This is a genomic window from Mucilaginibacter sp. PAMC 26640 (assembly GCA_001596135.1).
Taxonomy (GTDB): domain Bacteria; phylum Bacteroidota; class Bacteroidia; order Sphingobacteriales; family Sphingobacteriaceae; genus Mucilaginibacter.
Genome location: CP014773.1, coordinates 5,462,402 through 5,478,511, shown reverse-complemented (window position 1 = coordinate 5,478,511; position 16,110 = coordinate 5,462,402). Strand labels below are relative to the sequence as shown.

The 16,110-nt window shown below is 43.5% G+C and carries 15 protein-coding genes; 6 read left to right on the top strand and 9 right to left on the bottom strand.

Annotation, left to right across the window (positions count from 1 at the left end; all coding sequences use genetic code 11):
• Positions 1-13 precede the first annotated feature (13 nt).
• The 6 genes from A0256_23890 to A0256_23865 all read right to left on the bottom strand — a co-directional run bounded on the left by A0256_23890 (position 14) and on the right by A0256_23865 (position 6,796).
• A complete protein-coding gene (locus tag A0256_23890; GenBank protein ID AMR34275.1) occupies positions 14-595 on the bottom strand; it encodes a TetR family transcriptional regulator in 582 nt (193 codons plus the stop codon).
• Between the two features lie 88 nt (positions 596-683).
• Positions 684-1,433 carry an oxidoreductase gene (locus tag A0256_23885; GenBank protein ID AMR34274.1) on the bottom strand — a complete coding sequence of 250 codons (750 nt, stop codon included), beginning with the start codon at positions 1,431-1,433 and terminating at the stop codon, positions 684-686.
• Positions 1,434-1,732: 299 nt separating this feature from the next.
• Entirely contained in the window at positions 1,733-3,292 is a 1,560-nt protein-coding gene (locus A0256_23880) for a hypothetical protein (GenBank protein AMR34273.1), read from the bottom strand.
• A gap of 54 nt (positions 3,293-3,346) precedes the next feature.
• A complete protein-coding gene (locus tag A0256_23875; GenBank protein AMR34272.1) occupies positions 3,347-3,814 on the bottom strand; it encodes a hypothetical protein in 468 nt (155 codons plus the stop codon).
• Between the two features lie 296 nt (positions 3,815-4,110).
• On the bottom strand, positions 4,111-5,847 hold the full coding sequence (locus tag A0256_23870; GenBank protein ID AMR34271.1) for a phosphoglucomutase: 1,737 nt from the start codon (positions 5,845-5,847) through the stop codon (positions 4,111-4,113).
• A gap of 190 nt (positions 5,848-6,037) precedes the next feature.
• On the bottom strand, positions 6,038-6,796 hold the full coding sequence (locus tag A0256_23865) for a lysophospholipase (GenBank protein ID AMR34270.1): 759 nt from the start codon (positions 6,794-6,796) through the stop codon (positions 6,038-6,040).
• 124 nt (positions 6,797-6,920) lie between these two features.
• On the opposite strand from A0256_23865, the gene A0256_23860 reads away from it, so the two are divergent.
• From A0256_23860 to A0256_23840, 5 genes are all read left to right on the top strand, one after another.
• A complete protein-coding gene (locus tag A0256_23860; protein ID AMR34663.1) occupies positions 6,921-9,380 on the top strand; it encodes an alpha-L-fucosidase in 2,460 nt (819 codons plus the stop codon).
• A gap of 506 nt (positions 9,381-9,886) precedes the next feature.
• Positions 9,887-10,780 (top strand): hypothetical protein, encoded by an 894-nt coding sequence (locus A0256_23855; protein ID AMR34269.1) that lies wholly within the window; start codon positions 9,887-9,889, stop codon positions 10,778-10,780.
• A 9-nt stretch (positions 10,781-10,789) separates the two neighbouring features.
• Positions 10,790-11,590: a hypothetical protein gene (locus tag A0256_23850; GenBank protein AMR34268.1), complete on the top strand. Its 801-nt coding sequence runs from the start codon at positions 10,790-10,792 to the stop codon at positions 11,588-11,590.
• Complete coding sequence (locus tag A0256_23845; protein AMR34267.1) at positions 11,563-12,366, top strand: hypothetical protein; 804 nt, start codon at positions 11,563-11,565, stop codon at positions 12,364-12,366. Before A0256_23850 ends, A0256_23845 begins: the two co-directional genes overlap by 28 nt.
• Complete coding sequence (locus A0256_23840; protein ID AMR34266.1) at positions 12,363-13,001, top strand: DNA-binding response regulator; 639 nt, start codon at positions 12,363-12,365, stop codon at positions 12,999-13,001. The genes A0256_23845 and A0256_23840 overlap by 4 nt, the downstream gene beginning before the upstream one ends.
• A gap of 41 nt (positions 13,002-13,042) precedes the next feature.
• Here A0256_23840 and A0256_23835 read toward each other — a convergent pair whose 3' ends face one another.
• Positions 13,043-14,695 (bottom strand): alpha-L-fucosidase, encoded by a 1,653-nt coding sequence (locus A0256_23835; protein AMR34265.1) that lies wholly within the window; start codon positions 14,693-14,695, stop codon positions 13,043-13,045.
• Positions 14,696-14,867: 172 nt separating this feature from the next.
• Here A0256_23835 and A0256_23830 point away from each other — a divergent pair, with 172 nt between their 5' ends.
• Positions 14,868-15,203, top strand: coding sequence for a hypothetical protein (locus A0256_23830; protein ID AMR34264.1), 336 nt, complete (start codon positions 14,868-14,870; stop codon positions 15,201-15,203).
• A 44-nt stretch (positions 15,204-15,247) separates the two neighbouring features.
• Here the strand turns inward: A0256_23830 and A0256_23825 are convergent, their stop codons facing one another.
• On the bottom strand, positions 15,248-15,562 hold the full coding sequence (locus A0256_23825) for a hypothetical protein (GenBank protein AMR34263.1): 315 nt from the start codon (positions 15,560-15,562) through the stop codon (positions 15,248-15,250).
• Between the two features lie 102 nt (positions 15,563-15,664).
• Entirely contained in the window at positions 15,665-16,084 is a 420-nt protein-coding gene (locus A0256_23820) for a 3-hydroxyacyl-ACP dehydratase (protein AMR34662.1), read from the bottom strand.
• Positions 16,085-16,110 lie beyond the last annotated feature (26 nt).

Genomic DNA, 16,110 nt, shown 5'->3' with positions numbered 1-16,110 from the left:
AATCTTGAACGACTCAATCAAATACCGACATCGATACATTAATGATGTCATCAAAAAATGCTTTATCGTTAGTTGATTTGGCTGATACCCGGATACCTTTTACCGTATTAAACGTAAAGCGGGCCAGTGCCCGTGCATCTTTATTTGCCGGGATCTCGCCGTTAGCCTGTCCTTTTGTTATGGCGGCGTAAAAAGCATTTTCTACCTGTTCGTCATTCCGGCAGATCATCGAATTTACCTGTTCGTCATGCGGGGCGGTTTCTACTTCAGCATTCACCATAAAGCAACCCTTACGCTCAGCATCTGCCTCCAGCTGACCAATTACAAGCCCCAATAATTTCCTGATGGAATCTTTTGCAGATGTAGCGTTACTAATGATGTTACACATTTGGCCGGAGCCAGCGGCCTGGTAGCTTTCCAGGGCTCTGAGGTATAAGGTGTGCTTATCGCCATAGGTATCATATAAACTGGAGCGGCTGATACCCAACCCATCCACCAGGTCCTGCATGGAGGTTGCGCTGTAGCCTTTGCGCCAAAAAAGTGCTATTGCTTTTTTCAGCACCTCATCCTCATCAAAATCTTTAGTTCTTGCCATAGCAGATAAGCTTTGCCCTTTAAAGAGCAAAGCTATCTATTTTAAATGAAATTAACAGCAGGCTGCCCGGCAGCCTGCTTTAAAGGAATTATCTTACGCCGCCACTTGCTATCAGTGTTTCGCCTGTTAACCAACGGGAATCGTCAGAAGCCAGGAAGGATGCCACCAGGGAAATATCTTCCGGCTGGCCGATACGGCCCAGAGGTGTAGTACGTACTGCTTCATGGTGGAAATCACTGCCGATGAATCCAGCGGTATGTGTGCCCTCTGTTTCTACCATGCCCGGGTTAAGCGAATTTACGCGGATGTTTTTTGCGCCCAGTTCTTTAGCCAATACGTGTGTGATCGATTCGACAGCTGCCTTGGTAGCCGTGTAAATAGCGCTGCCCGGAGGGGTAATAGCGGTTACCGCCGAGCCAATGTTGATAATGCTGCCACCATTTGGGTTAAAATTGTTTACCGCTTCGCGCGATGCCAGTAGCAGGCCTAATACATTGATATTGAACTGGCGGTGAAATTCTTCTTCGGTAACATCGGCCAATGTTGTGAACTGGTATACACCTGCATTATTCACCAGTACATCTACGGGGCCATAGCTGCTTTTTGCCTGATTGAAAAGATTAATTACATCTGCTGATTTGGAAACATCGCCCTGAATGGCAATGGCGCTGCCGCCGTTGGCAACAATTTCCGCAACTACTTTATCAGCACCGTCTTTGGCCGATGAATAATTTACCACAACCGAAGCACCATCTGCTGCTAAACTTTTTGCTATTTGGGCACCTATACCTTTAGATGCGCCGGTAACTACTGCTACCTTGTTTGCTAATTTTGTCATTTTGTTTGTTTTAAGATTTGTTTTTGGAATAATCGTTCCGCAAATGTATAGAGATTTGGAATGATTGTTCCAATTAATATTTTATTGTTAGAAGCAGATGACAAATAGCTTTTCGATGACCGGTTTTAACGTTCATTTTCGACCAAGTATTGAAGAATATTAATCATTAGTGGGGGATCCATTACAGATAAGCTGGGATATATCAGGCGGAACTCGGTTGCCCTGGAACTAGTTGTAGCTAAATGAAAACAGAAAAAGCCGGATCTCCCCGGCTTTTTCTGTAATATTTTGAAGAATTGTTAAAACCCGTCAAAGACGAAGCTTTCCTTAACCTGCGGTTTTCTCGGCATCATGTCCTGGCGGTTTGCGGCCTGGTAAACAAAAGAGGCTACAATTATCGCGGCCTGTTTGAGATCGGCTATCTGCAGGTGGTCGTAATCGTCCAGGTTGCTATGGTGCGTACGGGTTTCATAATCTATAGGGTCCTGCACAAACTGGAAGCCGGGTATGCCTGCCCAGTCGAACGAAAGGTGGTCTGTTGAGCCAGTGTTACTCATGGTGACTACATTGGCTCCCAAGTCATTAAATGGTTTCAGCCATGCTTCAAACAAAGGTTTTACTGCGGTATTCCCCTGGGCGTAAATGCCCCGTATTTTACCGGTGCCATTATCTAAATTGAAATAGGCGGATACTTTTGCCTGCTCTGGTTTCAGCGTAAATTTAGTAGCATCGATGAAGTGATTTTTTACGTAACCGTATGAGCCTAACAGGCCCTGTTCCTCGCCATCCCATAAAGCAATGCGGATGGTGCGTTTCGGTTTAAGGCCCAATGAATCCAGCAGCCGTATGGCTTCCATCATTACAATACAACCTGCTGCATTATCGGTTGCGCCGGTTGCCGCCGCCCACGAATCCAGGTGGCCGCCCAGCATAACCACTTGCGATTTTAGTTTTGGGTCACTGCCGGTCAGTTCACCCACTACGTTGTAACCCTTTGTATCGTCTGTAGAGAATCGGGTTTTAATATTTAGCGATAACTCAACTTTTTGGCCGGACTGCACAAGGCGTTTAATCTTTTGTCCGTCTTCTGCCGCCATGGTTACCTGCGGTAAGGTTTCCGGATCGGTCAATTTATAGCCGTAGTAACCCTGAACGAAAACGGTTCCGTTGCTGCTGTTTCTGCCCGCGCTGATCAACGCAATTGCACCGGCCTTTTTAAACAGTGCATCGGCCTTTTTATAAAGCGCCATATAGGTGGGATACATGGCTAAATCTTTTTTAGTCACCATATAGGTATCTTTCAAATTTGCCAGCGCGGTATCAGCCAACCTGGCTGATGCGGGTTCAAAACTGGCCGCGTTGTCAAGCGGCCCACCCGTTACCAGTATAAATTTGCCCTTCATTTCTGCCGCATGGCCGGCCAGATAGGTTGTATCTACATATTGCTGGGGACTTACCAAAAACACTCCACCCTGCTGCAGGCCATTGGTAGCCGGGCTCCAGGGGCTGGCATAGGCCCTTACCGGTTCTATGTATGGCGAACGCATGCTCATACTAAAATCTTCAATTTCCCATTGTTTACCAAATTCGCCCCATGGTTCCATCGCGGCGTTGGTTAAACCCCATTTGGTCATGGTGGCTATGGCCCAGTTGGCAGCTCGCTTGTAGCCCGGGGAGTTGGTAAGCCTTGGCCCAGCTACATCGGTAAGGTAGTGGGCAATTTGCGGAATTTGTGAACTGTTCATTTCAGCCCTTCTGATCTTACCAAATATGGAGGTGTCGATCTTTTCCTGTGCATATATATTATTACCGGTAAGTAATGCGGCAAAAATAATTGCTTTGCTGTAAAATGCTTTCATTGAGTAGTTTAGTTTGCTAAATATACAAATACTACAGGTGTTATTCACCTGTAACTATTGCAGAATACTTTCAATATGCCGGATGCTTTTATTGCGCGCTATCACATAAAATAAGTGCAGCGCAAGCCTAAACACAACGGCACCGGCAACTGCGCCTACAATGCCGGAAACGAGTAGCCGCTGATTGAAATGAATGATTGCAGGGAGTATCAGGGCGGCCGCTGCCAATACCGTCCATATCACAAACATGCTAAGAAACGCTTTATGCAAACTGGTTTTTATTTCCACCATGGTGGTTTGTTCATCAATAGGGTCAAGTGTTCCGCTGAGGATACAAGCCGGTGATTTTGCTGATGCGCCAATGATGCGGAAATCGGTATCATTTACCTGGCCTATAAAATATTTTGTGGTAATAACCCGGCTAAGGGTATGCTTATAAAAGGTGTTGTGATTTAGTATCGCGATAGTTGCCGGCAAGCTCTGTTGCACGGTAAATGCATAATTGTTTTCGCTGAAGGGCATGAAAGGCTAACGGTTAGGGCTTAAAGGTAGGAAAAGTTAAGAAGATGTTTTTACAATCATTGTCTTTTGTAATATGCTAAAGTTGTTGACTATAATTATTTTGCCTGTTTAATTCTGAGTTTAATTATTGATTACATCCTGTTCTAATTGAACGGTTGCATGCTCCCTAATGATCCATTCCTCCTATAATTGTAGCATTTTCAATTTGCTTTTCGACTCTATTAATAAGCTAGCTTTGGCCAATAAAAAAGCCATCGTCTTGAAAGGATCGATGGCTTTTTTTAAGCAGGGAATGACTAAACACCCAAATCAACCATGATCTTATCGATCTTCTGGTCAAGGCCTTTATCAGTTTCGGCATAGGCCTCTTTGCTGGCCAGTTTGCCATTTACACTGCAATAGAATTTGATCTTCGGTTCGGTACCTGATGGGCGTGCAGAGATGATGCTGCCATCTTCGGTAATAAACTGTAACACATCGGATGTTGGTAATTCGATAGGTTTTGAAGTGTTGGTTACCAGATCGGTTTCAACACGTTTCTCGTAATCCTTTAGCGTGATCACTTTTGAGCCGCCAAGTTCTGCAGGCGGGTTATTGCGGAATTTTTCCATCATCGCCACAATCTCCTCTGCACCAGTTTTCCCTTTTTTAGTAAGAGAAATTAGTTTTTCCTTGTAAATGCCGTATTGCACATAAGTCTCCAGTAAAGCCTCGAACAGGCTGCTGCCTTTATCTTTATAGTAGGCGGTCATTTCTGCAATGAATGCCGCTGATACTACTGCATCCTTATCGCGAACAAAATCGCCTATTAAGTATCCATAGCTTTCCTCGCCACCACCAATAAAGATCTGCTCCCCTTCAAATTTGGTCATCAGTTCGCCGATGTATTTAAAGCCTGTAAGTGTGTTATAGCAGGTAACGTTTTTGGCGGCAGCTATTTTATCTAAAAGGTAAGTAGTAACAATGGTTTTTACAATATACTCTTTGCCGGTAAGCTTGCCTTTTTCCTGCCATGCGGTAAGCAGGTAGTTGATGAGCATCGTACCGGTTTGGTTACCGTTCAGAAGGATAAATTCGCCATTGGTATCTTTTACAGCAATACCAACACGGTCGGCATCCGGGTCGGTAGCCATTACCAGGTCGGCGTCTGTTTCCTGTGCTTTTTTAAGGGCTAAGGTAAGCGCTTCTTTCTCTTCAGGGTTTGGATAAACCACGGTAGGGAAATTGCCATCCGGCGTGGTTTGCTCATCAACCAAAATCACATTCTCGAAACCAAAACGCTCCAGTGCCTGTGGTACCAGGGTAATACCCGTACCGTGGATAGGCGAGTAAACTATTTTCAGATCTTTTTGGCGTTTGATGGCATCCGGAGACACTGAAAGTGTGGTGATCTTATCCAGGTAAAGCGCATCTATCTCCTCGCCAATTTCTTCGATGTTAGCAGCTACGCGGGTAAATTTAACATCGTCTACACTTGTGATTTTGGCCACTTCATCCATAACTGCCTTATCGTGCGGGGCAACAAACTGGCCGCCGTCATCACCATAAGCCTTATAGCCATTATACTCTTTAGGGTTGTGCGATGCGGTAAGCATTACACCGCTTTTGCAGCCAAAATGGCGCACCGCAAACGAAAGTTCGGGCGTCGGTCTCAGGGCTTTAAAAAAGTAAACGTGAATATCGTTTGCAGAGAAAACATCTGCAGTAATGCCCGAGAACAGGTCAGCATTATTACGGCTATCATGCGCGATAGCTACTTTTATTTTTTCGCCCGGGTAGGTTTTTTTGAGATAATTAGCCAATCCCTGTGTGGCCGCGCCGATGGTATATTTATTGATGCGGTTACTGCCGGGGCCCATTGTTCCGCGCAAGCCGCCGGTACCAAACTCTAAATCGCGGTAAAATGAATCGGTTAGTTCGGTGTAAGCTTTATCGTCGATCATTTTCTGGATCTGCGCTTTTACATCAGCATCGTAATTTCCTTCCAGCCATGAGTTGGCTTTCTGAAGGATGGTGGGGTCTAATTCCTGCATAGTAGTGTAGATTGTATTTTCGGTTATTGGGTTTTGATACCCAAATATGATAATAAAAAAGTATTTAATGTATGATTGGCTATATTCTGTTTTAATAAGCCAATATCAGTTTTATTCAATAAATAAAAAGCCTGTTTTGTTTAACAAATTAAAATTAAATAGACTTTTCAACCCTTTAACAGCCTAATGTTTACAATAATTTTATCTGCTTATTCACCAACTTTAACCAATGCCTTGCCATTAACTCGTGTCCGGCGGGCATAGGGTGCACTCCATCCCAAACCCAATATTCAACCGGTGCTTTTGCAAGCGCATCGTTAAAAGGCTTTTGAAAATCTACAAACACGGCATTAAATTCGCCTGCCAGTTTTTTGGCAACAGCGCTGCGTTTTGCTACTTCTGCGGTCCATTTACTATACTCGGCATTGGTGCGTGTACCTTGCATTACAAATGGGGCGCAGATCACCAGTTTGATGTTTGGCAAAGCAGTTAACGTACCGGCCAGTAATCCGCGATAATCGTTCTCGAAGTTTTCTGCGCTAAAAGATTTATTGCCGTTAAAACAGGCCAACACATCATTTATACCAACCATGATGCTCAGTACATCAGGTTTTAAATCCAGGGTGTCGGTTTGCCAGCGTGCGGCGAGGTCGGTTACTTTATGGCCGCTGATACCACGGTTTAGAAAATGAAATTTCTTTTCCGGGTGATCATACCATAACCGGCTGGAAATAAGATACGCATAGCCATGGCCCATCACGTGGTTCCAGTCGTTATCGCGGGTGCGGTTACCATCGGTAATGGAGTCACCCTGAAACAGGATCACGGCTTCTTTACCAATTGTATCAATTGGAGCTGCATCTGCCTGTTGTAAAATACCTGTAAAGTTTGCAGCTGCAGTAATAACGGTGCTTTTGATGATGAAAGAACGGCGGGAATAGACTGACATAAATTGTGATTGAATAAAGTTGCGGAATAATTAAATCCGATTTTGTTTGAAATCTATCCGCTAAAATATTAGGTTTATAACTGTGTTTGTAACGGTTATTCAGCCGTTAAATTATAGCCAGTTTATGAAGAATTTTATCCTGTCGTTAATGCTGTTGTTCCCTTTTTGCGGATTATGCCAGCAATCTCAAAAGCTTTGGTATAACCAACCTGCCAAGCGTTGGACACAGGCGCTGCCAGTTGGTAATGGCCGTTTGGGTGCTATGATATTCGGAAATGCCGCGGATGAATTGCTGCAGCTGAATGAAAGCAGTTTATGGTCTGGCGGGCCGGTTAAAGGAAATTTGAATCCTGGTGCAGTTTCCTGGCTGCCTAAAGTAAGGGAAGCCATATTTGCCGGAGATTATAAAAATGCGGCACAGCTTAGCAAAAACATGCAGGGCCCCTATTCGGAAGGTTATCTTCCGCTGGGAGATCTGCATATTAAACAAGACCTTGGATCGGCCGCTATAACCGGTTATTACCGAGATCTTGATATAAGCAATGCCGTGGCAACTACAAAATTTACCGTGGCCGGCGTTACCTATACCCGCCAGGTTTTCTCTTCGGCGCCGGGGCAGGTAATTGTGGTGCGCATTAGTGCAAGCAAGCCCGGTAAACTTAATATGTTAATTTCTGTCAATACACCTTTAAAACACCAGAAGGCAGTTAGTGCGGGCAATGTATTGCTGGTAAAGGGCAAAGCGCCAACCCATGTTGATCCCGGATATCTTGGGAAGACTCCCAACCCGATTAGTTACAAAGATTCACTTACCAAAGGAATGCGCTATGCCTGGTATACCAAAGCCATTAACAAAGGCGGTAGTATTGCTACAGATACAGCAGGCATACAAATCAAAAATGCCACTGAGGTAGTTTTGCTGGTATCGGCTGCTACAAGCTTCAACGGTTTTGATAAAAGCCCTGTAACCGCGGGTAAAGATGAAAATAAAATTAGCCAAAAGTACCTGAGCAAGGCAGCTGCAGCAAATTATGCGCAATTGATGGCCGCCCACGTGGCAGATTTTCAGCATTACTTTAACAGGGTAAAGCTTGAGTTGAAAACAGAAAAAAGCAACACCACAAACCTGCCGACTGACGAACGCCTGCTTGCTTACACAAAAGGTGCTAAAGATGGCGGCTTTGAAGCTTTGTATTTTCAGTTTGGCCGCTATCTGCTTATTTCCAGTTCGCGCCCGGGTGGAACTGCGGCTAATTTGCAGGGAATTTGGAATAACGAAATGCGACCTCCATGGAGTTCTAACTATACAACCAATATCAATGCACAAATGAATTATTGGCCGGCGGAAACTACCAATCTGAGCGAATTGCATCAGCCATTACTTAACCTAACTGCAGAACTTGCAATAACCGGTAAGCAAACTGCTAAAGAGTTTTACGGTTTAAATGGTTGGGTAGTGCATCATAACAGCGATATCTGGGCGATGTCTAACCCGGTAGGAGACGGCTCCGGCGACCCGATGTGGGCAAATTGGTCGATGGGTGGCGATTGGTTAAGCCGCCACTTGTGGGATCATTACCTTTTTACAAAAGACGAAGCCTTTTTAAGGAACAAGGCCTACCCCTTAATGAAGGGCGCAGTTGATTTTACACTTGGATGGCTGGTCAAAGACAAGGATGGTTACCTGGTTACCGCACCATCCGGCTCGCCGGAAAATGCTTTTAAAGACGAGAATGGCGTGGAGGGAACCATTGCGCTGGGCAGCACGATGGATATGTCTATTATTCGCGATCTGTTCGCCCACTTTATAAAAGCCTCAGAAATGCTGAATATGGATAAGGCACTGCGTGATACCGTTATGGCAAGGCAGGCTAAACTTTACCCGTTCCATATCGGGAAAAAAGGAAACCTGGTAGAATGGTATAAGGATTGGGAGGAGATGGATCCGCATCACCGCCATGTTTCGCATTTATACGGGCTTTATCCCGGCGAACAGATCTCGCCGGGCACAACCCCGGATCTGGCCGCTGCCGCCAGAAAAACGCTTGAGATTCGCGGTGATGAAGGTACCGGCTGGAGCAAAGCCTGGAAAATAAATTTTTGGGCCCGATTGGAGGATGGTAACCACGCTCATAAACTAGTGCGCGACCTGCTGCACTTAACCGGCGAAGACGGGACCAAGTATGCCAGTGGCGGCGGCACCTACGCCAACCTTTTTGATGCCCACCCACCATTCCAGATCGATGGTAACTTTGGTGCTACCGCGGGCATAGCAGAAATGCTGCTGCAAAGTCAAAGCGGCGATGTATACCTGTTGCCGGCATTGCCCGATGAATGGGAGAGCGGCACCGTAAAGGGTTTGAAAGCAATGGGCAATTTTGAAGTAAATATTGGCTGGAGCAATCATCAGTTAAAAAGTGTCATGATCAAGTCGGTAAAGGGTGGTGTATGTAAATTGCGCAGCAACTGGCCAGTTAAGCTAATAGGCACCGGCAAATCCTCTGTACGCGATGGGAAGAGTTATCTTTTAACATTGGTAACCACAAAGGGAATGAGCTATGAATTGATGTCGGAGGTAAAATAAACTAACAGCAGAGAAGAAATCATCTACTACATCTTGATACAATAAGCGAATAACCAAGACTGTTAATATTACAACAAAAGGCCTCGATAGTATGCTATCGAGGCCTTTTGTTGTATATATATACACAAGAATACCTAAAAATTAATAGGAAAGTTACCTGTTTAAATGAATTAGTGCATTTGTAACCAGTGCCTCAAAATTATTTGTGTCAGCCTGTTCCACCGTTCAAATCTATTGCACACTATCTTATTATTCCTAAATATGATAACTCAAAGAGGGTGTTTTTACGGTAGCAGATAGCGTGATACTACGGTATAAAAGCAATTTAAATGTGGGCATATTTACAAAAACATCGACGCGTCCAACGAAGCGTAAATTTAATTTCGATAGTGTTAATTTTTTAAACGGTTAGTTAGATGCCTGTAGAACTGCGTGTTATATTAAAATAACGACAAAACAGATAAATATTTTTAATAATTTTATTAACAACTAAACCCCAAACAATCATGAAAGAATTAGTTTCTGAACAAAGTTTTTTAACTGCTAATAAACAGTTAATTAGTTTAAATGGCATAGACAGAGTAAACGCCTACGCCATGATCGACGATTTTAAAAGCAGAGGAAATGGAGACGCTTCACCGACCAAGATGACTTTTTGGTTTAGCAAAACAATGATTAGCAATATGATTGCACTACTAGAGGCTGAGATTGCAGAACAGCAGAAATTAGATCCAAACCGGGAGGACGTAATGGACGGTGTTCGCATTTATTTCGGAAGTGACCCAACTAGCACCGGATACCCCCTTAAAATGTCAGTTATACTGGTATCCACTATAGATAATGGTTTAAGTACAGCCTTATCTTGCAGAGGCAAATCTGGGAAGCAACATTTTGACTGGTATGAGCACGATAAAAATGCACCACTTTTTACTTCTTCCGGCCAAATTTTAGGAGCTGCATGTGAAGGAAGCAGCAATTGTGGCGGGGCCTTATTATATAGGAAATCCGGGGTTTCTGATAGACCCGGTTGCTTGGGGATACCACACTCTATACCACGGAATATCGCCGAAGAGATGGTAGAAGCGTTCGGTAAAAATCCGATCAATACTACAGGTGAATGGTTCGATTTACTATTATTCAAATCAATTGTATCAGATCCGGATGTTGACGGAATGAGAGTTTACTTTGCAAGAAATCTTAAATCTTCCGAATATGAATCGGAAAGGGACGCTTTTATAATTACATGCACTAAGTTTAACAACACCAAAAAAATTAGCGAAGATTACTTTGGCTGCTTACCGTTTCAAAATTATAAACAAGAATTTGAGAAAAAATATTTCGTAGATTTTTTGACCCCTGCCCTTGATAAAGGTGAGCTCTGCCCTGATAACTGTAGGTGATAAATATATATGCAAACTTATTTTACCTTAAACACCATTACCGAACTGTCTTGCTTTTTAATAGCGCTACTATGCCTATTAAATAATCGTAAGCCGATTTGGCGGTGGTTTTGCTTGTTTATTTTTATTACCTGTATCACAGAGTTTACAGGTATATTTCTGAATAAAGCCAGTCAATCTAATCAATGGCTGTATAATGGATTTATAATTTTTGAGATTGGTTTTATAACCTGGGTATTTGAAGGTCTGTTTAGCCAATACCAAAAAAGTAAAATGCTTATAATTCTCGGTACAATTGTGTTGACTGGCTTTTACATTTTCGAAAGTCTGCGGCATGGACTTCTAATTTTTCATTCGCTTACCAACAACGCCGAATCCATTTTATTCACGGTGTATTCTCTTTACTATTTCTATTTGCTTTTGAAGGACGATGATTACACTGATTTGAAAGTGGCGCCAAATTTTTGGTGGGTTGCCGGTGTACTGTTTTTTTACTTCGGGAGCACTGCGGTTAATATATACAGGGGCATAGGTGTGGTTAACGTAAAGTCTACAGATGTGAATAGTGTCCATGGTGACACAGCAAAAAAGCCTTTGGGTATAATTTACAATGTAAAAACTACTCCGGTTAGCACTACGTCTGCCAAAACAGGCATCAAAGCGCCAGTAAAAGCACCAGTTAAAAAACAACGCACTATGAAACAGGTAGCAGTAATGTACATTAACAATATGCTCATCATTATTCTTTATGGTTGTTGGACCTATTCATTTATTTGCAGGCGATGGCTGATAAAGAGATCACAAATTTAGTTGTTACAACAACACTTATATTCCTGCTGGCGCCGGCCTCTGTTTTGTTGTATATTTTTGTTTATAATACCCGAAAAAAAAAGCATGGCGAAGAAAAAGAGTTTATGAAGTTGACTTTTGAGGCAGAGCTTGTTAAAACCCAGCTGGAGGTGCAGGAACAAACACTCCAAACCATCGGCACAGACCTGCATGATAATATTGGCCAGCTATTAAGCCTTACATCGTTAACGCTGGGTTCTATTGAGCTGGAGGGCCTGCCGGAGGAGCAGGATAAGATCAATTCGGCTATTGAGCTTGCGGGCCAGTCGATAAAGGAATTGCGGATGCTTGGGCGTTTGATCCAGGGTACGCAATTAGTTGATTTGGGTCTCTCGCAGGCTATATCGCAGGAAGTGCGATGGCTGGAGCGTTCGGGTAAGTACAGTGTTGTTTTTACGGATGAAAACAACCAGCTCAATTTGAAGAATACTGAAAAGGATCTGATCGTATTTAGGGTGGTTCAGGAAACGATCAACAATATAGTAAAGCATGCAAAAGCCACGCAGATAGTTATCGAACTTAAAAGGATGGATGGTATACTGAGCCTTGCCATAACAGATAACGGGGAGGGCTTCGATACAGGTAAACTAACCGATACGCAGAAGGGAATGGGGCTATTCAATATGAGTAAGAGAGTCAATTTATCTGGTGGGCAGCTGGATCTTACTTCACACCCGGCTAAAGGAACTACTGTAAACATACTGATACCGTACAGCGGGCAAATTCAGCAAATATGATTTTAATTGCAATTGTGGACGACCACGCACTCTTCAGAAGCGGATTAGCCAGCTTGCTAAGCAAGTTTGAGGAATTAGAAATTGTGTTTGAAGCCGAAAACGGGCAGGAAATGCAGCAAATGCTAAAAAAGCATTCCATACCCGATGTTATACTGATGGATATTAACATGCCCGTAATGGATGGTTATCAAACAACAGAGTGGCTTAAGAAAAGTTATCCGGGAATTTTTGTATTGGCCCTCAGTATGTATGATGACGACAGCGCCGTTATTAAAATGATTAGGTATGGTGCCTGTGGGTATGTGCTAAAACAAAGCAAACCCAGAGAATTACTGGAAGCGATAAAAATTGTGCACCAGAAAGGAGTGTTCATCAATGAGCTGGTATCCGGCAAACTCATCCGTTCGGTATCAACAGATAACAGCACTCCGCATTTCTCTGTCAGGGAAATAGAGTTTCTAAAACTGAGCTGCTCCGAGTTCACCTACAAAGAAATTGCAGAACAAATGTGTGTCAGTCCGCGCACGGTGGATAACTACCGTGAATCATTATTTCAAAAACTCAATTTGAAATCCAGAACGGGCCTTGTATTGTACGCCATTCAGCAACAATTCTTTAAAATAAATTCAATATAAGCTATTTTAAACACTTCGTTAATCCAAGGCTATAGGTATACTTATCCCGGTATTACTTTCAATGCATAGGCTACTTGCTCTTCCATATTGGCGGGCAGCGTAACAAGCAAGCCCTCTGTGGTCCTGGTCATATTAAGGGGCTGTCCTGTGCCTGCCAGTTCAACCCGGGAAATAGCTTTCTGATATAGCGGATTATCGGCAGACAAACTTTTGATCCTAATCTTTCCATCGGGAGGGGTGCCCAAAGCTATAGCGTATAAAATATCGCCTTTTGTAGTAAAGCGAATATCCTGTGAGGTAAATGCCTTGCCCTTGCCTTCATTAAAGCCCTGGGCGCTTAGCGGTGCGGCATTTTCCATTGCCGGCCCCTCGCCAAATACCTTCCATGGTCGGGTAGCAAAAATGCTTTCCTGGTTAGCCTGCATCCATTTGGTTATCCCGGCTACTACTTCTTTCTCTTGCTCGTCAATAGTGCCATCGCCGCGTACCGGGACATTAAGCAAAAGGTTGCCATTTTTACTCACTACGTCTGCCAGGGTATGAATAATCGTTTTTGCACTTTTATATCCCTTGCGGTCATATACCCGCCTGTCATAATGCCATTCTCCAATACAGGTATCAGTTTGCCATACAAAAGGCTCAATTTTATTGCTTTGCCCACGCTCAATATCCCAAACCATACATTTTTGCTGTTCGGCATCCAATATCTTTCCGTTCAGTACGGCTTCCAGTTTGCCGTTGTGCCTTTTCATATTGCTGTTATACATGTGGGCGGCAATTTGCAAACCTGCATCGCTGATGGGCCAAAGGGGTAGGGCGGTATCGTCAAAATAGATCAGATCGGGTTCGTATTTATTAATCAATTCGATGGTTCGGTTCAAAAACTGATCGCAATATGCCTTCGTTGGTGTAACAGCCCCATTTTCCCATCCCCATTGTTTGTGTATGGCATTGGGGTTGGCACTATTCTCGCTCAGCGGATGACCTTGTGCGTAAAGATCTTGAGGATCAAGGCCGTCCCACCATTTACCTTTGCCATCGGCTTTAGTTAATTTCCCATCATAGGGGATGCCTGCCATTGGGCCGGTTTTATCTGCTAACTGTGCAGACTCATACCAACGCCATGCATGCGATGCATGTACGCTTACTCCAAAACGCAAACCGTGGTTTTTTGCAGCCCTAGCCCATCCGCCTATCAGATCTTTTTTAGGGCCAACCCGGGTACTGTTCCATTTTGGCTGATATTTGCTATTATAAAGATCAAGATTGTCATGATGATTAGCAAGCGCGAAAAAATACTGTGCACCTGCATTTTTATACAAACCAACCAGTTCTTCGGGATTCCAGTTCTCCGCTTTCCATTCGTTTATTACATCCTTAAACCCAAATTTTGAGGGATGACCGTATTTTTTCAGATGAAAGTTATAGGCATCGGTTCCTTCCTGATACATGCCGCGTGCATACCAGTCGCCATGTTCGGGCTGGCATTGCGGCCCCCAATGTGCCCACATCCCAAACTTGGCATCCCTGAACCAATCAGGTACCTGATATTGTTTAAGTGATTCCCAGGAGGGTTTAAAAATACCGGATGCAATACGCTCCTGGTTTTCAAAATCGGCTGCTTTGGCAAATTTGTTAACTAATAAAGCTACTGCTGCGGCAGATAGGCCTTTAAGAGCACTTCTTCTTTTCATATCAGGTAAATTGGTAACTCAAGGTAAAACAAATATTTGAAAAAGCAATTAAAAATGTCTTCGATACAGTTATACTTCGATCCGCATTTTGTATCAGTAATTGCCGCTTTTGTATAAACTGCTGTGCCTTAGCCTAAATACCTTTGTGTTATAATATTTAACAACTAAAACAATGTCAAAAACTATTTTAATAACAGGCGCTTCCCGTGGGTTTGGAAAGCTATGGGCCAAAGCATTTTTAGATCGCGGCGATAAGGTGGCCGCAACTGCACGCAAATTAACCGATCTGGATGACCTGGTAAGCGAATACGGTGATTCGGTTTTTCTAATCCAACTGGACGTAAACGACAGGGCCGCCAGTTTTGCCGCCGTTAACAAAGCTGCTGATCATAATATTGCAGAGACGGCCTATTCGCTTGGTTTTGAAAATTTGCCCTATTTCTCCAGATTATTTAAAAAGGAGACCGGTGTGAGCCCGAAACAATTTCAAAGTCAGATCTGGAATTGATGGCTATGAGGTGGGGGGTATAGTTCTGGCGCTTAAATAAGATGCTATACCAGCTCTTCAAACATTCCTTTGAATTTAAAAAGCACAGTTTCATTATTATGCAGCTTAGCGTCTAAACTAATCAGGCCGTCTGCTAACGTGGTTATTATCTGGGCCTGCAGCACGTCGGTTTCCTCCGGAGAAATTAGCGATAAGAATTTAAGCTCACTTGCTTTACGCATGCGGGTTGGTTTGCCAAGCGAAACTTCCAGCAACTCTTTGATGATTTGCAGCATACAAACGCCCGGCAATACAGGCTGCCCCGGGAAGTGCCCATTAAAGATAGGGTGAGCAGGATTGAGTTCTATAGTTGCTGTCACACTACTTTCTGTCCTTAACAGATGGGTAAACTTAAAAAGATCATTATTCAGCATTGTATATCTGCTATATCAGTGATTAGGAAGAGATTGTTGTTTGCAGGTTTAGTTGCTAATGAATATTTTCATCTCGCAACGGGCGAGCATCACCTCTGCACACTTCACAGTTCCGGATATGATCGTCACGTCAAATATTTGATTTTCTACATTAACTTCGGTTTCTACAACATCGCCCACTTTAGGTAATCCAAACACTTCCAGGTTTTTAATACTGCCTATGTAGCCGTTTAAAATGGGTTCGCTGATTTGCTTTGCGAGATATCCTGCGCCGGCCGCAGCCGTTTGTGCTATATTTTCGGTTAGCCCGGCTTCGCTCAGGTTGCCGTTGTCAACTAATAAATTGTCCGCTGTTACAAGGAAGGTGGTCTTATACTTCGTTGTGTCACAGCTTACCAGCTTATCGATCATTACGAATGGCGGCCGCTGAGGAATAAGGGATAATGTATCTGCTAATGAGAGTTCCATTGTTTTAACCTTTAAATTTAATATCG